This window comes from Vibrio ostreicida (assembly GCF_013074385.2).
Taxonomy (GTDB): Bacteria; Pseudomonadota; Gammaproteobacteria; order Enterobacterales; family Vibrionaceae; genus Vibrio; species Vibrio ostreicida.
Map to the genome: position 1 here is coordinate 85,476 of NZ_JABEYA020000010.1, position 17,403 is coordinate 102,878.

Below are 17,403 nucleotides of genomic sequence, written 5' to 3' on the forward strand. Positions count from 1 at the left end.
CTCGTGTCTTCACGAGGCTGTTTTTTCTTAAGTGCTCTGACCTGCCTGCCAAAGCATTTTGTACTGCCGATGGTGACGAACCAAATCACTGTGCTTGCCGCTACCCGTCACTTGACCGCGCTCCATAACGTAAATCTTGTCTGCATGTTCAATGGTATCCAAACGATGTGCCACCGAAATGACTGTTTTACCTTGCGCCAATGTTTCAATCGCAGCGAGCACCTTGTTCTGAGTATCTTGATCAAGTGCAGACGTCATTTCATCAAGGAGCAGAATGGGCGCGTCATGCAGAAGGGCTCGAGCAATCGACAATCTTTGACGTTCGCCCCCCGATAACTGTCCGCCATTTTCTCCGATCGGACTGTCCAGCCCCAGCGGTAGTTTGGCAACCAAATCGCTAAGGCCCGCCGCCTCAATCACATCCCACAAGGCGCGGTCATCCGCTTTAGGGTTTGCCAACAATAAATTATCACGCAGACTCCCCCCCAGTAATTGGACATCCTGAGTCACATAGGAAAGGTGACGATACCAAGCCACAGTGCCCACTTCATCGACCGACTGCTGACCAATAAGTACTCGGCCATGCGATGGAATATGAAAAGCGGCGATCACATCCAACAAGGTCGATTTACCCGAGCCACTTTTTCCCACTAGGGCAATATGCTGACCTTGTTCAGCGGTCAAACTGACACCATTGAGAATGGGCTGATTGTCTAACGACAAATGTACATCGGTGAGTGCGACGTCAAACGAGGAGGGCACGGTGCCTTCCGCCTGCTGTTGGGGCATGCAAGACAACTGATGCAATCGCCCCGCGGCTTTTAACATATAGCGAAGCAGGGCAGCATACACCGCCATCCTCGCCAGCGGACGTATGCACGCCACGCTCGCGACCACAACCACAAGAAACTGTTCTTGGGTCATCTTCCCTATATCAATCAACCATGCGCAAAGCGTTAAATTCACTATCAGCGCAAACTCCAAAATCAGCGTGGCGATCAACACTCCTAACCCACCGGCCCATTCAAGTCCCAAGCCTTGTTTGCGCTGTTCTTCTATCTGGTGACAAAGAGGAACCGCCAATTTATCGCTACGACCAAATCCTCGCAACATGGGCAAGCAATCAATGTACTCCAATAACTGATTGGCACTCTCCATGTTAGAGGAATGGTAGTGCTCGGCTCGACGGCTGAATCCTTTTTCCGCCACGATCAATACACCAAAAGCCACCGAAAATACACCCAACAACGCCAGACCGGCAAGAGGTTGTATCCACAATAGTACAACAAGCATGGCGAAAGGGATGACCCAAGCAGACAAAAACTCAGCCAGCATATGGCTAAAAATATCTTCAAATTGTTTAAGATCCGATGTGAGTAATTTCACTTTTTCGCCAAGGCGTTTGCCTTTCAACGTCGCCAGCGGTTGCCGCCGAATATCTTTGAGAAGCTGGCTCCGTAAACCATGAGTGATCTCATACGCGCCAAGAAAACTAAACTTGGTGGTCTGACCAAGTGCCCATTGCGCAGCGACCACAATGACGGACACCCATACCATCGCAGTGAGGGACAACGTATTCGCCGACAAAAAATAAGAGAAGAGCACTAGCCAGATCAGCACCGGAAGAAACTCCGTGGCGATTTTTCCGAGTAACCCATACCAAAACAGGGTCGTCTTTGCTCCGCTGTGGCGGATCAATTGTTGTACTTTATTCAATGGATATTTCCTCTACTTGCCTCTCAGCTACCCTTAAACGAACATCGACGTGTTCAACATGCTGAGGTCGATGACTGATGATCAACTGAATCTGTTGTGGTGAGTAACCGCGAAGTGCGTCAAGAACATTTTGTTCTGAGCAACGGTCCAAGTGGGCAGTGGCTTCATCAAGAATGAGGATCGGGGTTTTCGCGAGCGCGGCACGGATAATCGCTAATCGCTGCATTTCTCCACCGCTGAAAGCGCGGCGAGCTTCACCAACATCAGCGTTAAGCTGGCCCGGTAGTTGAGCAATCAATGGTTTCAAGCCGAACAAATCCAATAGATGCCATATTTCATCATCGGCTATATCACGATGAGCTAATGACAGGTTATCGCGCAGTGAGCCAGAAAAAAACGTCACCTGCTGATCAACCGCCGCAACATAGCGACGGCGGCTATCATCATCGAGCGTTTTCAGGTCAGCACTATTGACCTGCCAATTGCCTTGCTCTGCTCTCAGACTGCCGGATAAGGTTGCCAGCAATGTGCTTTTTCCGGCGCCAGACGGGCCTTCAATGGTGACCCTTTGTCCGGGGGTAAAAGTCAGGTTAACCTGCTCTAAGACACACACTCCTCCACGTGAAACCTGGAGGTCGTGACACGCCAAATAAAGTAAAGGAGCGCGATAAGCCTCCACTCCAGCGTCAGGGGTCCCGCACAAAGGCAAAATCCTATCGATGGAAACGAAAGACTGCTGGATTTGTGAAAACACTTGAGTCAGATCCAACCAAGGTTTGAGAATCCCGGCACTGAGGCAGACGACCATTGCCAAGTCAACCAACGACAATTGCCCCGCACTGACGAATCCAATCGCCGCGGGTACGACTAACATCAAGGATGTCTGAGCCAGTGTGACAAACGTCACCCAAGCGCCAATCATGGCTTTGGTATAACCAGTAACGATCTTATTGTGCGAACGAATCGTGCGACTCAGGGTGAGATAAGAATTCGCGTCAACGGCAAACAACTTCATCACCCCAATACTACGAAGAAACTCCATCTGAGCTTGATGCATATCGGCAACAATTCGCGTGTATTTTTGCTGCCGTTGGCCAAAACCACGCATCATTATGCCTTGTACGATAACAGCCAAGGGCAAGGGCGCGAGGGCTATCAAAGCAAGACGCCAGTCAATATAGAACAGTACCGATATCATGAGAAACGGCATCAACAAGCCGTTGATGATATCCGTACTATGGTGTGCGATCAGCGGCTCTAAGCTCTGGCAATCATCAGAAACTCGTTTCTCGATGTCGCCTCTCTTGAGACAACGCAAGGTATCAATGTTCATCTTGGCCAGCGCCAAAACCATATGTTGTCTGGTTTTTTGAATAATATGATAGGCCGCAAGATGAGCAGACCAAACGGCCAACGCATACAGGGCATAGCGGGCGACCAACGTAATGGCCATCAACAACAGATATTGAGTCGGAGATTGACCGACATAAATAGTATGAGCAGCAAAGTACAGAAACAACCAAGGCAGCAGTTCCATGACACTGCACAATACCGCGCTGATCATTGAAAATCCAACCCGGCGCCGCTCACTCAGCAGCATGGCTTTCAACGCCGCCATCCGGCTCATATTACTGGAAAGCAACATAAACACTCCACACAAAGGTCGCCATTGTGGGCCAGTGCCTCCCGTGCTGCTAACGGGATCAGGTGTTATTTTATCGCTTTCAGACGTATATCGAACCGGAGAACATCCCTATAGAGACACAGTCCCGTTTAGGCCAACGTTCGAATATAAAGCGCTTCAACTTTGTCACGTGCCCATTGGGTCCTGCGCAAGAATTTTAGTGATGATTTAATGGACGGGTCCTTGTGAAAACAGTTAATCGCGATGTGATCGTATAAACCACTCCAACCATAGTGTTCTACCAAACGAGTGAGGATCTTTTCTAGGGACAGACCGTGGAGTGGGTTATGAGGTTGCTGCTGACTCATGGCATTTATCCTTAAGAGTACGGGTATAACAAAAACCGGATAATATCAGATTGCCGCCCAACAGACAGACTTTATCGACCGCCGGCTTTAGCAAGGCGGTGACTTTTTCAAGGGCGACAACCGCGTGAGCAAGAACAAGCTAAGGCTTAGTACCCCGTCAATTCCATATACCCCAGCCCAGAATGGCTGCCCTCAAATCTTATCGGGCCTTCCCAATATGGAATGGTGAGTGGCATTTTCGCATACACGTTAAGCGCAGAAAGCCTGAGGTTAATCTGCTGTGATTCAATATCTAACGCCCATTGAGTCGGGTAATCACGTCCCTGTATTTGTGTATACTCGGTAGCTCTCAGTTTGATTTCTTGCTGTTCAATGGCCCGGCTCTGACCATTCCTGTACATAAGCCGAGCATGGGCATAACCATGATCGCTGGCTTTAGTCTGCCTCAGCTGGAAAACGACCAAGCTGAGATCGTCATTTAAATGCAATGCAAACCAGTCCCAGCCTTGCTGAGAATCGAGCAGAAATTGAGAACTCCACTCACGATCAATCCATCCCTTCCCCTTCACTTGATACGATTGGCCATCAACCCTCACCTCACCACTCACATCAATAAAAGGCTGGCTATAATAATGCGAGGCTACCGCACCATTGGCACTTTTTTTACTGTAGCCTTGTATGCCCTGCAGATGATAAGGCGCTGAACTTTCTAAGGTTAACGCGTAGGAAAACTGCCCAGAATGAACCTTAAGTGTCGCAGGGAACAAGTCCCTAGACTGCGAGCGCCATTGCCAATCGTCGACAAACACCCTCAGAGGATCAAGCTCAACACCTGCCAGCTTTGGCTGACCACGAGACCATTTTTCGTCGGCGTAATGCTTATCTTCCATCGTCACAGCACTGTGAGCCATGTAGATTTGTTGGCTAGACCAAGACCCTGAGGGTATTGGAGGCTGCGCCGCTACCGCAAAGCGAAACTGAGTCCACTGCACGCCAAACGGGTTTCCATCCTTGTCCTTAAGGTTGGCTGTCAAGTACCACCACTCATGGCGAAAATCTCGATGTGCACCATGATCGGTTGGAAATGTGAGCTGGGTATCCGGCACGGCTTGAGCATATTGCGTAGACGCCCCAGATAGGAAAGATCCAAAACCTTGCTGTGGTGGCTCATCGCACCCCAACAGCCCGACTAAAGCCCCCCACAAAATGACACCATATTGCTTACCCTTCACGACAAAACCTCATTTTGTAAATGTGTCACAGCGGGGCTGTGCACCGTTCGCCATAAGGGAATTCCAGTGGCCAATACGGTCACAAGCAACGTCGTCAACGTAAGCATCAGTGCCTCCTCTCCATTAAATCGATAGGTTAAACTCCACCCAAACGCCCGTAAGGTCACCATGTCAGTCAACACATAGCCCACCAAAGCGCCCAGAGGCAGTGCGAGTAATAATGTCAATAGCACTAACACCGTCATTTGACCAATCGCCATCAACAGCAATCGCCACCGAGAGACACCCAATGCGTACAACCGAGCGATCGCTGCTTTCCGAGCATCTAACAGCATAAAACACGAACAGAATAAGCCCACCACAGCAACCAACAAAGTTACACTGTTTAAGGCACGGGTCACTGCAAACGTTTGTGCAAACAAGCTCAGCGCCGCTGCTTTGATGTCCCCTTGATCAAAAATCTGGCTCGGATGGAGTTGCAACTCTTCCACGAGCTTTTGCTGAATTTGCATCGCGTCAATGGAAATTTTGAGACCTAAACTGCTCGGCACAGAAGTAAAACCCTGCTGTTGCCAAAGTAAAGGAGCAATCAGCACCTCTCCTTTGGGAGAACCATAATCATGAAATATCGCACCGACCTTCATCGATGTGTTCGAGAGCCCGCTTAACACCCATTCACTGTTCAAACTTAGGTGCCCTTTTATTGCCGCGGGTTCACTGATGGCCACCACCTCACCTGCATAAAACTTGGTCCAGAACTGCTCCACGTGCGACTGAAAGACCATAGTTTGCTCCAAACTCGCCTTGTCTTTGGTTCCCAGCAGTATTGGCAGACCGTGAAGGGTTTCTTCTACATAATATTGCTTATATACTCGGTCAACTCCGGGCAGTTGTGCCAGCGCCTGCTCGATAAAGGCCATTTCTCCCGACGACGGATTGACATAAATGTCCGCGTGCAGTTTCTGCTCTAGCCACTTCTTGAGAGTGATTTCAAAACTGCCGACTAAGGTATTCATTCCAATATTGGCCGTCACAGCCAACAATAAGGCCATCATAGCCAGAGACAGCGGCGTAATTAGCTCTTTGAGCTCTGCGATCAGATAGTGAAACAGCCCCGTTCCGGCCCTTTGTTCACTCCAGTTTGCGAGTGATCTCAGTGTTTGAGGTAAATAAAAGGGGATGGCGACCACCAAGGCCCCTAGCCAGAACAAAGTTGCACGAAAATGCTCACTCAACCACAACCCCGTCAAGGCAAGCAGAGAAAGCAAGACCCCAACCAGCAAGAGCTGCGCGTCTTTTACCGGTCCAGGCCGATGATAGAAACCTCCGTAAGACGAAAGCGGCTGGCGAAGTTGATATTTAAAATGTTGCCCGCAAGCCAATAAGGTCGCGGCCAATGTCAGTGCCAATGCCTGAGCCCACCATTGCCACTGCCATTGATCTGGGAGCAAGTTTGCCCCGTAGAGTTGTTCGAGTGTCAGCGCAACCGTCGGGTGTAACCAATGGCTGAGTTGGATGCCGATAATAAACCCCAGTGTCACTCCCAGAGTGACTATCACGCTTAGCTCAAGAAGCAGAGTGAGTAAAACCACCTTAGACGTTACGCCCGCTTGGCGAATCTGAACAAGCAGTCGATTGCGCTTTAATAAGCTGTACTTCACGCCATTGTACGTAATAAACAACCCGACTAAGAAAGCCAGTAGGCTCATTGCCGATAGGTTAAGGTGGAAACTGTTTGTCAACGCCCCCAAGCTCAATGCTCGATCATTCTCGACCCAGCGTACTTTGCTCGGCAGCACCGCCCGCCATTGGGTGTCCTCTGCAAGGTCGAATACCGCGATATAGCTCAGTTTACCTTGCTGGTTAAGTAAGCGTTGAGCGAAGCCTATATCGGCGAACATTCGATTTCCTAGCTGCCAATCATCTGGAACTGCCACCACTTGGGTTTCAATGCCCTCCAACGTCAAAACGGGCAAATCACCCATCTGTCGATATCGCGACTGACTGACGAGGACCATCGCCTCGCCTGCCAGCAATTTGGCCAGAGGCACAGAAGGCGCGAATAACGACATAGAAGGTGGTGAGCCAGCTCGTTTCGGCGACGATGGTGCTTCAGCCAATTGGGCAGTCATCACCGCGATAAGGTCACTACCATGAAACGACCAGCGTCTTCCTGCTTCATCTCTGACATGTCCTTTAATCACAGGCGAAATGTGGCTCTGGCCCGCTTGACGGAGTGAAAAGTAGATAGACTCGGGCAAGGTTTTTTGCCCAGTGCTGGGGAGAATAAAGCCAGCGGCTTTTGTGCCAAGTTGTTCCGTGGATTGCGCATAACTTCGCTTAGCATTGAGGTTAATTGCCTGCACAGCGACAAACAAGGTCACCGCGAGTACAAGACCAATCAAAATAGCAGCCGCCTGCAAGGGTGCCTGACGGTAATGCGCCACAAATAGAGCCAGTACGGTTGGTATGTGGGTCCGCCTATTCATCATGTTGTAAGCACCCGTTGGCCAAATGAAACCTATCCTGCATAAAGCCGGCACAGGCTTCACTATGCGTCACCAGCACGACCGCGGTTTGGCTATGTTCAAGAAGTTCAGTAAGTAGATGCATCACCTCAAGCCCCGCCTTGTGATCTAAATTACCAGTCGGTTCATCCGCCAGCAGCAGACGGGGTTGGTGCGCCAGTGCGCGTGCAATCGCCACTCGCTGTTGCTGCCCTCCAGAAAGAGAAGCAACGTGCCGTGTCAACAAATCGCCAATATTCAGTCTATCCACGAGAAAGTCACACCAGTCGTTCCAAGACTGCCGGTTCAGACTAAGTGGGAACCGAATATTCTGCTTCACGTTGAGTGGCGTCAGTAAGTTAAACTGCTGAAAAATAACACCAAGTTGCTGGTGTCGAAAGCGACTCCATTGGGCTTCTTTCCAACACTGCGTCTTGTCGCCATTTAACCTGAGTTCGCCGCCTGACATGGATTCAAAACCAGCAATGATATTGAGCAACGTACTTTTACCACTGCCACTCGCACCAGTGAGCGCGACACTGTCCCCTGCCATCAATGTGAAATCAACACCATTCAAAACACGATGGTTCTGTTTACCATCCGTAAAGTTCTTGGTCGCACCCTTTAGAACCACTAGCGTGTTATCCATGCTTTCTCCGGAGCAAGTGAGCGACTGGGCGTTAGGTTAATGCGCCTTTTTTCACTCTCTATCAATTCTTATTAGCATACGATACTGGGGCCTTCGCGTTCATCGCCCGCTCACAAAACCCGCGTCGCTGGAGGAAAGAAAAGCGATTAGTTTGATCTGACACTAATGTTGTGTCTTCATCGATGACGCTGCAGGCTCAGCGTAAATGGCGTAGAAAGTGTGACCACGATAATGGGGAGACAACACTGAGTGTGCCGAATGATCGTTCAACGCCTAATATAAGTAACAATTTGACACAGCATGGACCAAGGTTTGCAATGAATATCAACAAAATTTGGATGATCACGGGTTTACTCATCCCATTGAGCAGTGCGGTGATGGCAACGTCCTGCCCAGAGGTACTTCAATCACAACACCGTTTGCTTAATGAAAACAAAACCATTGACTTATGTGACGCATTTCAAGGGCAGACGTTACTGGTTGTCAATACGGCCAGCCAATGCGGTTACACCCCCCAATTTGAGGAGCTGGAACGTCTTTATCAGGTCTACAAAGATAGGCAATTCACTGTGATTGGGTTTCCCTCAAATGACTTTCAACAAGACAGAGGCAGTGAAAAGGTCACCGCCAAAATCTGTTATCTCGATTACGGAGTAACCTTTCCCATGATGGCCCGCTCGTCCGTCAGTGGGCCACAAGCTAACCCGACCTTTGCCCGCATCAGCGCGCAAGCCGGTGTCGAGCCCCGCTGGAACTTTTATAAGTTTCTTATCGGCAAAAACGGTCAGGTCTTAGCAACGTTTCCAAGCTCAGTATCACCCATATCCCCAACGGTGACACAAGCAATAGAAAAAGCGTTATAAGCCCTTACCGAGATGTAAACTGCAGAGACACAAGCCTTTGATATAGAGGGCAGCTTTGCATTAAGGATTCATGATCGCCACGGTCAACCAATCGACCGTGCTCCAGCACTGCAATATTGTCGGCATGTTTAATGGTCGATAATCGGTGGGCAATAATCAGGGTCGTCCGGTTTTGCATCAAAGCCTCCAGCGCTTGCTGAACCTGATGCTCGCTCTCACTGTCTAACGCACTGGTCGCTTCATCCAATAATAAAATGTCAGGGTCTTTCAGAATCGCCCGGGCAATCGCAATACGCTGACGTTGCCCACCAGATAATCGCACGCCTCGCTCCCCCAAAAAGCTATGATAGCCTTGAGGCAGTTGGGTGATAAACTCATGAGCGTGGGCTTTTTTTGCCGCTTCCACGACCTGATCATCCGTCGCTTGAGGGTTACCATAGCGAATATTGTGGAAGACATCATGACTAAACAACGCCGGTTGCTGAGGCACTAAAGCCATCTTTTGTCTGAGATCCTGAGGATCAAGAGCACGAATATCCACCCCTCCGAGTCTCACCTCACCCGCCTGCGGATCATAAAACCGCTGAAGCAATTCAAACAAGGTCGTTTTACCGGCTCCTGAAGGGCCAACCAACGCCAGAACCTCACCCTCTTCAACGGTTAGAGTCAGATGTTCAATGGCCGCGAGGTTCGGTCTGGAGGGATAATAAAACTGGACTTCTCGAAAAGCCACATCGCTAGCCAGAGTCTCAACCAACGGTTGTTGCTCGATCGGCGCCAAAATAAGACTGTCCACTTTAAGTAACTCTATCAACCTTTCTGTTGCACCCGCAGCCCTTTGTAACTCACCCATCACTTCAGATAAAGTCGCCAGAGAGGAAGCCACCATAATCGCGTAAAAAACAAACGCCGCCAGATCGCCACCTGACATCACACCTGTAATGACATCATTACCGCCGACCCAAAGCATCCCTGAAATCGCACTGAATACAATCACGATCACGCCTGATATTAGTATTGCCCTCTGCTTGACCCGGCGACGCCCTATCTCAAAAGCACGTTCAACTTCTTGGGCAAAACACGCTTTTTCCTGCGCTTCACGGCTATAACTTTGCACCGTTTTAATCTGTTCAATCGCTTCACCCACATAACTCCCCACATTGGCCATAGAATCTTGGCTCTTACGTGACAGCACTCTTACCCGCCGTCCGTAGAAAAGGATAGGCACAAGGATGAAGGGAACACTTGCCAACACAATGAGTGTCAGCTTTATATTGGTCGCAAAGAGCATAATCAAGGCGCCCAGACACATCAATGCACTGCGCATGGCCATAGAAAAGGAAGAACCAATAATACTTTGCAACAGGGTCGTATCGGTCGTAATGCGTGACATGATGTCACCGCTGCCGTTCGTTTCAAAATAACTGGGGTGCAAGGTAATGACATGATTAAACACGGCAAGTCGGATATCGGCACTGACCCGCTCTCCCACCGAAGACACCAGATAAAAACGGAAAAAAGTACCAATGGCAATCAATACGGTGATCGCGAGAATCATCTGAATTGCATGGTTCAGTTGTTCAGAGGACTGCTGAGCGAATCCTTGATCAATCAAGAATCGCACCCCCTGACCAACAGAAAGCGTCAAGGAAGCCGTGAAAACCAGTGCAATTAGAGCCGCAATCACTTTCCATTTATGAGGCCGAATAAAATGAGCTAACTCAATAAGAATACCTAGGTTTTTACGCTTTGTATCCGATTCGGAATGAGGTCGCTTCGGCTTGTTATTTGCCAATATATCCTCGCGACTGTCCATAAATACGCCTTTTTTTAATGGCCGTTCAGGCAACAACACCGCTCAGATGAGATAAGTATTTTCGTGCTGACTTGGCAGGGGAACTCATGAAAGCTTAACACTCGATGTTTTGTTCAAGCAATAAGGTGGCTTGTATTTAACCCGTTGCAAAGCAAATCCGACCAAATCTAAGATGAAGCGCTTATGGTTTTTCTGTGGCAAAGAGGCCAAAGGTCAAGAGATTCAACGTCTCTGCAACGCTTTCAAGTGAGCGAAGAATTTGTCGGGTTGGTGGGTTGTTGAGTAGAGCTTCACCATCCATCCCTCTACTGTGATTGTTAGGCGAATCCTTAATGGCCTCAGGCGGAGAAACGACTTGCTCTGGCAAGGGTGAAGGTGTTTCTAGAGGTTTCGGTGGACTTGAACAGGCAACCAAGGTAACAACAAGACACGCCACCATCATCATTTTTTTGGTCATCAATCCGATCTCTAATATAAAACGCTGTACAATTATAAAGAGACTTTCCATCCTAATCCAGCCCAATGAGTCCATCTAAAGGAGTTGCTGCAAGAAAGTCAGTTGCTGCTTCTCTTGCTCCGTCATCTGATAAGCGTCATCAGACAGCGAGTCCGTATCAAACGTACCAACTGGATAAGCCTTAGACTCGCTTTTTCCATATCCGGCTTTTTCTCCCGGATAACTGGACATACGTTCTATCATCACATCGCGTAACTCCAAGGCATTCGAACCAGACGGCAATACCCCTTTAAAAACTTTCAACTCCATATTCTGTAGACCTGTAGACAATCGCTGCTTCTCAACCAGTGAGGCGATGGCCCCACCTCCACTTTGATAGAGATTCGCTCTCACGCGATAAATGCCAGCCTTTCCAACGTCCAATATCATCGGCACCTTCATGTCTGGACCTTGTGCATAGCCTTCGCCAACGTCGGACACACTGGCAACGGAATGATACAAGCGGATGTCAGCACTGACTACATCTTGCCCCTGTTCAAAATCGACTCGGGCAATGAGCCGAATCTCTTGTGGCCAACTTTGGTTCGGCACAATACCCCATTGCCCATCATCTGATACGTGTGATTGCAATACGCTTTGCGTTTCGACTGAAACAATATCCAGCTGAGCCGTTGTGCTTGCAGCCTGTGACCTAAGTTCAACCTCTATAACCTCAGGAAAGAAATAGCGGTACTTTGCCAAGCTCAGCGACGCCGTGACTTTTCCATTCAGTACAGGCGTCTCGACACTGTCGAAATCATTCCAGCTAAGGTAAGGGCTGTGCGCATCAGTAATCGGTTGTGAATAGGAAGGATATTGCAAAGACTGTTGATGCAACAACGCGACCTGCTGCAAAGACGCTTGGCTTGATTCAAGCAAGCGCGTTGATTGAGGTGCCGTTGGTATAGAGGTAAGCTTACTGACTTTATTTTGCATCAAGGCCATAGAGCCACCTCGATCTGTGCTTGTCTGAGACGCCGCATATTGTGAGGTATCAACCGCCTCTGGCCAAAACCAAAAACCGAACACCCCAGCAAACAATAACCCTATCACGAGTAAATACTTGCTCTGCATAGATCGCTCCCTCCTTTCAATCGCCGGGACCTTTGTCCCGGCTTATCCGAGATCAATGTAATCCGACAGCAATTTCAGACATCGTGCTCCGGTTAGATCCTTGCACATAAAGATATTGGGTCCCCCACCAGCTTTTTGCCTTGTAGGTTTGTATCTCAACAGATTGGCCATCGGCTAATGCAATTTGCGACATGCTTGAGGTAACCTTACCTTTATGCTTCTCCCCGACAACATCACTATGACTGTAGCCGTTACCCATGATAAACGGGTAGTGCTCAGGCATGAAACTGGACACCCCTCTGTTTTGGGAAACCATTTTCCCGTTCATCGCTAAACGAGTCGAACAGCTATTGTATCGCCCTGGATCCGCGGCACCACAAGCGGAATGTGCAGCCACTACGCCGTCATCGTTACCGGGCAGGAAGACCGATGTGGTTTTCAAGTAGTCAGTGCCATTTCCAACAAAACGTATTCGCGGAATACGGTGTTCAGACAGTCGTGCAATCTGACGTGCGTTGGAAACTTTTAAGTCATTGAGCACACCCGCATTCTCTTTATTAGGCATCTCGCCCAGCCACAAAGCCAGTGCATAACGCATTGCTTCATTCAGCACGCCACCACCTTCAAAAACATTAACCAAGATATCGCTAAGTTCAGAGCCTCCTCCCGCTCCTGCGAAATCGAAAGTGGCGACGATATTAAGCGGCGTTAAACCGGCACTCGACAACCAATTGGCTTGATTATCAAGAATATAGCGTGCGACCAGATCCCCAGTTGAATGGGTGACAAACACACACCCTGGCTGGCAAACACGATCTCTTGATAACTCCTGTAACTTTGGCCAAGCATATTCACTCGAAATTTTCCCTTCTACTCGTTCATAAGCAGGCCAGTCAATTCGAGCCTCTGAATACTGTAACCAATAGTCTTTCCAGTAGTCTTCCCCTTCTCTTTCCACCTGCGCTTTATCGGGTTTCGATTGAAGTTGATCCGACTGAAAACCGTGTATTAACACAACTTTGTAGTCTCCAATGGCGGCTTGCGTGGCACCAGAGGTGATGAACATTAAGGCTATCGAAGTCATTTTCGCAATTACTTTCATCATGTTGTTTACCTTTTCGTCCTGAAATATGCTTTTTACTTTGACGCTGTAAGCAAAATTCAAACATCGAAACCACTTCGCTCGAACCTATACAGTTAGTAGCCTGTCTCGTTTTATTCAAATCATCAGATGAGAGCTTTTGCGTCAGGTTAAAAAAACAACAGTCACTCCTGCAAAAAGTGATACGTAAATCACATTTATCTATTTATTTATTGTCTTAGGTATCTTTTGCTGCTTTATCGTCACTTAAATGAAATATTTTATTGATAGACGAAATAGCAACATAGCTGAATATAAATGCGAAAAGGTCGATTAATCAGCTATCTAGAATAGACTGATGCCCATCAGTCTACGAACTGACTCAGCCGTGTTCTAGGTAGCGCAGAGTCCAGTAGAAGTAAGCCTCTACTTGAACACCATGGTGAAATACATTTTTACTTTCAATGGCATACCGTGCTCCAGATATTGTTCATGTGTTAAAGCCACAGGGAAACACCTAATTAAACCCTTAAAAAACAACTCGTTTAATAACATTATCGATCTCAATATTCCTGATACTATCAGGTGAATAAAAAAGAGAACAATAATTACATTAAAATAGATTACACGCTCTATTTTTGCGACGAGATCTAGGTTTACTTAAGGTTACACCTAGCTGTAACAATTAATATTCGCTTTATGATGTAAGGTTTTTTCACACAATGATAAAAAGCATTAAAAATGAACTTCAAAAAACGACATGTTGTTATTACGGGTGGTTCTACAGGAATAGGATTTTCCATCGCTAAATCGTTTGCAATGAAAGGAGCCAACTTACATTTGATTGCAAGAAACAAAGAAAACTTAATAAAATCAAAAAAACAACTGAGTATCGTAAATTCAGAGATCAATATAGAAACCTATGCTATCGACCTAAAAAACCTATCTGATATTGAACGGAAAATTCAGTCTATCGGAACCACCCATGGTATAGATTTAATCATTAATAACGCTGGCGTCGAGGCTTATGGAAAGTTCGAGGACCTTGATGAAGAAACGCTCAGGCATGTTTTTGAGGTCAATTATTGGGGTGCTGTGAATGTGACCAGAGCAGCGATCCCATTCTTGAAAAAAAGCCCAATAGGTAATATCAGCTTTGTTTCAAGTGTTGCTGGATACCTTGGTGCGTGTGGCTACGTCAGCTATGCGCCTACCAAATTTGCACTTACAGGCTTTGCTGAGTGTTTAAGAATGGAAATGAAACCTTTTAATATCAGCGTCAATATTGTATTTCCACCCGATACAGATACCAACATGTATACCAGAGAGAAGATGTTTCAAATACCAGAAGCAAAAGCACTGAGTAAACATGGAAAAGTCATTAGCCCAGACATCGTCGCGGATAAACTTATAACATCGATTATTAATGGTAAATTTGAAGTGCTTTGCAATAAGGAAAGCATAATTATAAAGGTTATCAAGAATATTTTTCCTTACGCCTATTACAGAACAATAGATAAAATAACATCTGTAGATTTAAAACATTAGATCAATATTATTAAAAGGAACGTTACACATGGAAAAAAGACTTAATGACTTTTATCTTTACGCTAAAGATATGGTCAATAACAATATCGCCCATTTAGATTTGGACGATATTTTTGATGATGGAAAATACCTTTCTCTCGATGGTCATAAAATGCGTAACTATGGTTCGTGTAGTTACCTCTGCGTAGAAAACGACGTAAGACTAAAATACGCAGCGATTGAAGAAATCGAAAGAACTGGAACGCAACTATCAGCCTCGCGGGCTTACATGTCCCATCCATTATACAAAACCCTAGAAACCAAACTTGACCGTTTGTTTGGCGGCCATGTTTTGCTCACGTCCACCACCACTCTTGGTCACATGAGTGCTTTACCTGTTCTAGTTGAAAAAGGCGATCTATTGATCGTTGACCAACAAGCTCATTCCAGTATTCAGTTATCAGCCAAAGTCGTCGCGGCCTCGGGTGCAGAAGTCCGAATCATCAAACATAATGACGTACAAGCCGTTGAATCACTCTTAAAAGAGGGCCAGCACTACCGTAAAATCTGGTTCGCAACAGACGGAGTCTTTAGCATGTATGGTGATCTCGCCCCGTTAGACGAACTTCGTACTATGCTGACTCAGTATGACAACTTTTGGCTCTATATTGATGACGCCCATGGTGCTGGTTGGCGCGGTAAGCACGGTAAAGGATATGTATTGGGTGAACACGATCTTGATGAAAAGTCTGTCGTCGCAATTTCGTTCTCGAAATGCTTCGGTGTCGCAGGCGGTGGCATTGTCCTACCCAATAAAGAATTGTATGAATTGGTCCGTTATTGCGGCCCTGCATTTTCTTTTGGAGGGCCTCTACAACCAGCAAATCTAGCCGCACTGAACGCGTCACTCGATCTTTTTATGAGCGAAGAATTAGAAACGCTACAAACACAACTGTTTGACCTCATCAATTACTTCAATCAAAAAGTGAGCGATCATGGGTTACCTTTGATTGCTGAAACCTCCAGCCCAATTCGCTTCATCGCGATAGGAAATGAGCTGGTCACACGTGATGTCATTAACGACCTAATGAGAAAAGGCATCTACGTCAATATTGGGGCTTTTCCAGCCGTCGGGAAAGGTAAATCTGGTTTGCGCATTGCACTGAATATTTCTCATACTAACGATGATATTGATGCGCTGTGCAATCACATTTGTGATAGCCTCAAACTTCGCCTCACCAAAGAATCCGAGCAGCTGGGCGCTGGCTATACTGAGCACGTTCTTCTGCCCGCATTTGCGAAAGAAATCTCTCAGAAAAGCGCCATCAACAAAATATTGAACGCGTCATGGAGCCAAACCTCTCTTGAGGAGAACCGATAACTGAAGCGATTACATCGCGAATAGAGCTGGCGTTCGAGGCGGTTCGTCGGCTCTATTCTCTTAAGTATTTATATTTCGTAAAACCACGAATCTTGCTGGAGATCGAGCAGCTCAGGAGAACCGCCTTCGAGTTGATATAAATGAAACTGACGTAGCGGTGGAGAATACACATGCAAGGTCACCAAAGGTTCATCGTTGGCCTGAAGGTTGGAAATCTGATGGATATCATTATTTTGACTCACCGTCACACTGCCCTGTTTGAACAGTGAAGACTGAGATGCATAAATATGACCATTAGCGGCCGTTTCAAACGAAGTCTCCGTTGCTTCACCATACAGTATACGTACCCCACAAGCCGTATTGAGATGGTCATGGATTTTGCTGCGTTGGCCATTTAGCCAACTCATAAGAAGCACTTCACAATGCTCATTTTTAAATAACCGTTGGCGACAATAGTTTTGTTGGTCATAACTCGCCAACGCTTTAATTTCACGTTCATTCACGTCGACATCTTCAAGAATAAAACGAATCGTTGCCAGAGACAGTGGCTTGTTGACCAGCTGAATTTGTTCCATTAAATCCTGAAAGTTAAGCCGATAATCCCGATCAAGTAACGCGGCTAGTGCTGGCGCTTGTTGCTGAGTCATTGATGAATGTTGCACATTGTCCTCCTCACACATCTTGTTACTGGCATATTCGCCCTATTTGTTAATAGATGGTGAATGAATAGACATAATGCTGCATCAAAAGTGTCATACAAGTATTGAAATAGTAGACACCTGTCACTACTTTAAATGTAAATTGCAAACGACAACCATGATCAAGTTCCTGCCACGAGCCTTTTCACTGATTTCCCTTAACAAGGACAGGCACCTTGTAAGCAAAGTATGACGCCCAGCAGAAAAATCAACTCTGCCTCGTAACTACTTATCTTTATTCCGCTTTCTCGAAAAGAAACCGTTACAGTCGTGACATTCTCATTCCATCCCTAGGCACCATCATGACACGAGCACGCAACCAACAAATCTGCCTGGCTGCCACACCTTATTATCACTGCGTTTCACGTTGT

Annotated in this window: 14 protein-coding genes; 3 read left to right on the plus strand and 11 right to left on the minus strand. The window is 47.1% G+C overall.

Going from position 1 to position 17,403, the window contains the following annotated elements; all coding sequences use genetic code 11:
- Nucleotides 1–27: 27 nt before the first annotated feature.
- The 6 genes from HLM86_RS14130 to HLM86_RS14155 form a co-directional block, all read right to left on the minus strand.
- Nucleotides 28–1,716, minus strand: coding sequence for an ABC transporter ATP-binding protein (locus HLM86_RS14130; RefSeq protein WP_170883529.1), 1,689 nt, complete (start codon nucleotides 1,714–1,716; stop codon nucleotides 28–30).
- A complete protein-coding gene (locus HLM86_RS14135; protein ID WP_170883530.1) occupies nucleotides 1,709–3,361 on the minus strand; it encodes an ABC transporter ATP-binding protein in 1,653 nt (550 codons plus the stop codon). Before HLM86_RS14135 ends, HLM86_RS14130 begins: the two co-directional genes overlap by 8 nt.
- A 128-nt stretch (nucleotides 3,362–3,489) precedes the next feature.
- On the minus strand, nucleotides 3,490–3,708 hold the full coding sequence (locus HLM86_RS14140) for a VF530 family protein (protein ID WP_076589756.1): 219 nt from the start codon (nucleotides 3,706–3,708) through the stop codon (nucleotides 3,490–3,492).
- 146 nt (nucleotides 3,709–3,854) lie between these two features.
- Nucleotides 3,855–4,940, minus strand: a complete 1,086-nt coding sequence (locus tag HLM86_RS14145) for a lipocalin-like domain-containing protein (RefSeq protein WP_076589757.1) — start codon at nucleotides 4,938–4,940, stop codon at nucleotides 3,855–3,857.
- Entirely contained in the window at nucleotides 4,937–7,432 is a 2,496-nt protein-coding gene (locus HLM86_RS14150) for an FtsX-like permease family protein (protein WP_170883531.1), read from the minus strand. Before HLM86_RS14150 ends, HLM86_RS14145 begins: the two co-directional genes overlap by 4 nt.
- Nucleotides 7,422–8,096, minus strand: a complete 675-nt coding sequence (locus tag HLM86_RS14155) for an ABC transporter ATP-binding protein (RefSeq protein ID WP_076589759.1) — start codon at nucleotides 8,094–8,096, stop codon at nucleotides 7,422–7,424. The genes HLM86_RS14150 and HLM86_RS14155 overlap by 11 nt, the downstream gene beginning before the upstream one ends.
- A 338-nt stretch (nucleotides 8,097–8,434) precedes the next feature.
- Here HLM86_RS14155 and HLM86_RS14160 point away from each other — a divergent pair, with 338 nt between their 5' ends.
- A complete protein-coding gene (locus HLM86_RS14160; protein WP_245798231.1) occupies nucleotides 8,435–8,959 on the plus strand; it encodes a glutathione peroxidase in 525 nt (174 codons plus the stop codon).
- 4 nt (nucleotides 8,960–8,963) lie between these two features.
- Here the strand turns inward: HLM86_RS14160 and HLM86_RS14165 are convergent, their stop codons facing one another.
- The 4 genes from HLM86_RS14165 to HLM86_RS14180 form a co-directional block, all read right to left on the minus strand.
- Entirely contained in the window at nucleotides 8,964–10,775 is a 1,812-nt protein-coding gene (locus HLM86_RS14165; RefSeq protein WP_076589761.1) for an ABC transporter ATP-binding protein/permease, read from the minus strand.
- Between the two features lie 181 nt (nucleotides 10,776–10,956).
- Nucleotides 10,957–11,232, minus strand: a complete 276-nt coding sequence (locus tag HLM86_RS14170; RefSeq protein ID WP_076589762.1) for a hypothetical protein — start codon at nucleotides 11,230–11,232, stop codon at nucleotides 10,957–10,959.
- 75 nt (nucleotides 11,233–11,307) lie between these two features.
- A complete protein-coding gene (locus HLM86_RS14175; protein ID WP_076589763.1) occupies nucleotides 11,308–12,345 on the minus strand; it encodes a hypothetical protein in 1,038 nt (345 codons plus the stop codon).
- A gap of 52 nt (nucleotides 12,346–12,397) precedes the next feature.
- Entirely contained in the window at nucleotides 12,398–13,450 is a 1,053-nt protein-coding gene (locus HLM86_RS14180; RefSeq protein WP_076589764.1) for a hypothetical protein, read from the minus strand.
- Nucleotides 13,451–14,167: 717 nt separating this feature from the next.
- On the opposite strand from HLM86_RS14180, the gene HLM86_RS14185 reads away from it, so the two are divergent.
- On the plus strand, nucleotides 14,168–14,974 hold the full coding sequence (locus HLM86_RS14185) for an SDR family NAD(P)-dependent oxidoreductase (protein WP_076589765.1): 807 nt from the start codon (nucleotides 14,168–14,170) through the stop codon (nucleotides 14,972–14,974).
- 28 nt (nucleotides 14,975–15,002) lie between these two features.
- Nucleotides 15,003–16,334, plus strand: coding sequence for an aminotransferase class I/II-fold pyridoxal phosphate-dependent enzyme (locus HLM86_RS14190; RefSeq protein WP_076589766.1), 1,332 nt, complete (start codon nucleotides 15,003–15,005; stop codon nucleotides 16,332–16,334).
- Between the two features lie 68 nt (nucleotides 16,335–16,402).
- Here the strand turns inward: HLM86_RS14190 and HLM86_RS14195 are convergent, their stop codons facing one another.
- Nucleotides 16,403–16,981: a cysteine dioxygenase gene (locus tag HLM86_RS14195; protein WP_076589767.1), complete on the minus strand. Its 579-nt coding sequence runs from the start codon at nucleotides 16,979–16,981 to the stop codon at nucleotides 16,403–16,405.
- Between the last annotated feature and the right edge of the window lie 422 nt (nucleotides 16,982–17,403).